Genomic DNA, 3,701 nt, shown 5'->3' with positions numbered 1-3,701 from the left:
CCCCCGGCGCCCTCACCCGCCCCGGCCGCGCGCAAAAGCCTGGCCCGGGTGAATCCCGCGCCGCCCGATCCGGTGCTGCAGGCGCTGGCTGCCGCCCTGCCCGCGCGCGTGCGGCTGGGCAGCTCGTCCTGGACCTACCCCGGTTGGGCCGGCCTGGTGTGGGACACCGAATACCCCGACGCCCTGTTGTCGAAAGAAGGCCTGCGCGCTTACGGCCAGCACCCGCTGATGCGCTCGGTCAGCGTGGACCGCAGCTTCTACCGCCCGCTCACACAGGACCAGTACGCGCGCTACGCCGCCCAGGTGCCGGACGACTTCCGCTTCGTGGTGAAAGCGCCCAGCCACGTGACCGACGCGCTGGTGCGCGGCGAGGACGGCCGGGGCGTGCAGCCCAACCCGGCGTTCCTCGACCCGGCGCTGGCGACGCAGGACTTCGTGGCGCCCGCGCTCGCGGGCCTGGGCCACAAGGTCGGCGCGCTGGTGTTCCAGCTCAGCCCCCTGCCCCGGCACCTGCTGCACAACCTGCCGCTGGTGCTGCAACGCCTGCGCAAGCTCCTGCTGGCCCAGCCGCCGCTGGCGCCCACCGCGCCCGACGGCGTGCTGGCCGTGGAGGTGCGCGACCCGCAGTGGCTGGACGAACCCTTCGTGCACGAGCTGGCCGCCGTGCTGCGCGAGGCCGGTGCCACCTGGTGCCTGTGCCTGCACGCCAAGATGCCGCGCCTGCGCGACCAGTTGCCCCTGCTGCGGGCGCTCTGGCCCGGCCCCATGGTCTGCCGCTGGAACCTCAACCCGCTGCACGGCGCCTACGGTTACGAAGACGCCCAGCGCGAGTACAGCCCCTACGACCGCATCCACGACGTGGACCAGGACACGCGCGAGCTGCTGGTGCGCACCATGGCGGGCATCGCGGGCGCCGGCCAGAACGTCTTTGTCACCATCAGCAACAAGGCCGAGGGCTGCGCGCCGCTGTCGGTGCGGGCCCTGGCCGAAGGACTAGCGGGTGGCCCTCACCCGAAGTGAGCTGCTCAGCCCGGCCAGCAGCGCGCAGCCCGCCGCCAGGCACAGCGCGATCGTCTCGGCCCGGCCGTCGTGCTGGTTCCAGATCGCGAAGATCGCCGCCAGGATCACCGCGCCCAGCGTCTGCCCCGTGAGCCGCGCCGTGCCCAGCATGCCGCTGGCCGCGCCGCTGCGGTGCACTGGCGCGGTGGTCACGATGGTGTGGTTGTTGGGCGACTGGAACAGCGCGAAACCCGCGCCGCACAAGGCCAGGCGCCAGCCCATCTCGAAGCTGGTGGCGTGATCGGGCCGCAAGCCCACCAGCAGCAGGCCGGTGGCGAACACCACCATGCCGATGCCGCCCAGCCAGCCGGCAGGGTAACGGCCGATCAGGCGGCCCGCGATCGGCGCCACGACCACGGTGGCCAGCGGCCAGGCCGTCATGATCAGGCCCGCATCCATGTGCGAGCGGCCCTGCACTTCCAGCAGCAGGAACGGCAGGCTGAGGAAGGCCAGCATCTGTGCGCAGAAGGCCCCGAGCGACGAGCCCATGGACAGCGCGAACACGGGAATGCGCAGCAAATCCAGCGGGAACAGGGGCGCCGTCAGCCGCCGCTGGCGGCGCAGGTAGACCACCCCCACCGCCACCCCGGCGGCCAGCAAGGCCCAGCCCAGCACCGGGGCGCTGTGCGCCGCGCCACTGCGCACACCCAGGTAATCGGCGCCGACGAAGACCAGCGTGAACATGAGCACGTTGAGCGCCACGTCGATCAGCGAGAACTGGGGCGCGGCCTCGGCGCGCGTGGGATTGTAGGGCAGCGCGCGCCGCCCCATCCACAGCGTGAGCAGGCCCAGCGGCAGGTTCAACGCGAACAGCCAGGGCCACGACGCCACCGACAGGATGGCCGCCGCCACCGCCGGGCCGGCCATGGTGGAGGTGGCCACCACCATCGAATTGAGCGCGATGCCGCGCCCCAGGCGCGAACTCGGGTAGACCAGGCGCACGAGCGCGGTGTTCACGCTCATGATGCCGGCCGCGCCCAGCCCCTGCAGCGCCCGCGCGGCGGTGAGCATGGCCAGCGAATCCGCCAGCATGGCGGCCACCGAGGACAGCACGAACAGCAGCATGCCCACCAGGTAGACGCGGCGGTAGCCCAGCCGGTCGCCCAGCGCGGCCAGGGGCAGCAGCATCACCAGCGAAGCGATCTGGTAGGCATTGACCACCCAGATCGCCTGCGAGGCCTCGGCCTGGAGCTGGCGCGCGATGCCGGGCAACGCGAGGTTGACGATGCTGCCGTCCATCACCGACATGGCGATGCCGAGCACGATCACCAGCACGGCCTTGCCGCGCTGGGGAGACGGCAGACCGTCCTGCGCCGTCACCCGCGCGCCTCGGCGGCCAGGTGCCTCGTGGGGTCGCCCGAGAGCGTGATCCAGGTCAACGCCACGCCGATCAGCGCGCCCGTGGCCATGCCCACCACCATGGGCAGGGGCTTGCCGGTGGCGAACAGGCTCACGATGCCCATGGCGGCCGCGCCGCCCAGCATCTGCAGGGTGCCCAGCAGCGCCGAGGCGGTGCCGGCGATGGCGCCGTGTTTCTCCAGCGCGAGCACCGAGGTGGTGGGAATGACCAGGCCCATGAAGGCGCTGGCGATGAAATACAGAATGATCAGCACCACGAGCTGGTCGCCGCCCGCGAGGTAGTAGGCCAGCATCAGCGCCATGGTCAGGCCCGAGGCGGTGGCCGCCACCTTCACCAGCCGCACCAGGCCGAAGCGCTGGCCGAGCACGCCGGTGAACTGCGAGGCGCCGATGAAGGCGATGGCGTTCAGCGAGAACGCCAGGCTGTACTGCGTGGGCGTAAGGCCGTAGTGGTTGATCAGCACGAAGGGCGAGCCGGCCAGGTAGACGAAAAACCCGGCCATGGCCGTGGCGCCGATGCCCACCAGGCCCAGGTAGTGCCAGTCGCGCAGCAGCAAGGCGTAGGCGCGCAGGGCGCTGCCCAGGCTGCTTTCCACGCGCTCGGCTTCGGTGCGGGTCTCCTGCAGCGTGCCGTAGACCAGGGCCAGCCCGGCCACGGAAGCCAGGGCCACGGCCCAGAACACGCCGCGCCAGCCGGTCAGCGCGATCACGCCGCTGCCCGCCAGCGGGGCCAGGATGGGCGAGACGCTGAACACCAGCATCAGCAGCGACATCAGGCGCGCGGCATCGGCGCCGGTGTGCAGGTCGCGCACCACGGCGCGCGGGATCGCCATGCCGGCGGCCGCGCCCAGGCCCTGCAGGAAGCGCAGCGCCACCAGGGTCTGGATGTCGGTGGCCAGCGCGCAGCCGATGCTGGCCAGGGTGAACAGGCCCAGGCCGAAGTACAGCGGCGGCTTGCGGCCCACCATGTCGGACACCGGGCCGTAGAGCAGCTGTCCCACGCCCAGGGACAGGAAAAACGCGGTCAGGCTGAACTGCACGGCACCGACCTCGGCGCCCAGGCTGCTCCCGATGTCGGGCAGCGCGGGCAGGTACATGTCGATGGCGAAGGGGCCGATGGCGGAGAGCAGGCCCAGAATCAGGGCCATCTTGAGATAACGGGTGAAGAACATCCCCTATTGTCGCCAGGGCGCGAAGGCTTTGCCGGGGCACGGTTGGACCGTTCTGGTGTAAGGGCGGTCCAGGTGCGTCACAATTTCGCATCCCACCCCCCTACTTTCCCC

General features: G+C 71.4%; 3 protein-coding genes. 1 reads left to right on the top strand and 2 read right to left on the bottom strand.

Annotated features, from left to right (window positions below; translation table 11 throughout):
* Positions 1–1,020: DUF72 domain-containing protein (locus AC3WPZ_RS27690; protein WP_492442558.1), on the top strand; the 1,020-nt coding region annotated here is incomplete at its 5' end.
* Here AC3WPZ_RS27690 and AC3WPZ_RS27685 read toward each other — a convergent pair.
* Positions 994–2,379, bottom strand: coding sequence for an MFS transporter (locus AC3WPZ_RS27685; RefSeq protein ID WP_444686596.1), 1,386 nt, complete (start codon positions 2,377–2,379; stop codon positions 994–996). The genes AC3WPZ_RS27690 and AC3WPZ_RS27685 overlap by 27 nt on opposite strands.
* The gene (locus AC3WPZ_RS27680) at positions 2,376–3,590 is read right to left on the bottom strand and encodes a multidrug effflux MFS transporter (RefSeq protein WP_444686597.1); all 1,215 of its coding nucleotides are present in this window, start codon (positions 3,588–3,590) and stop codon (positions 2,376–2,378) included. The genes AC3WPZ_RS27685 and AC3WPZ_RS27680 overlap by 4 nt, the downstream gene beginning before the upstream one ends.
* Between the last annotated feature and the right edge of the window lie 111 nt (positions 3,591–3,701).

The sequence above is a fragment of the Hydrogenophaga sp. FW305-3-2-15-A-LB1 genome (assembly GCF_058787875.1).
Note: the sequence above shows the minus strand (reverse complement) of the source record. Positions and strands in the feature narration are given on the sequence as shown.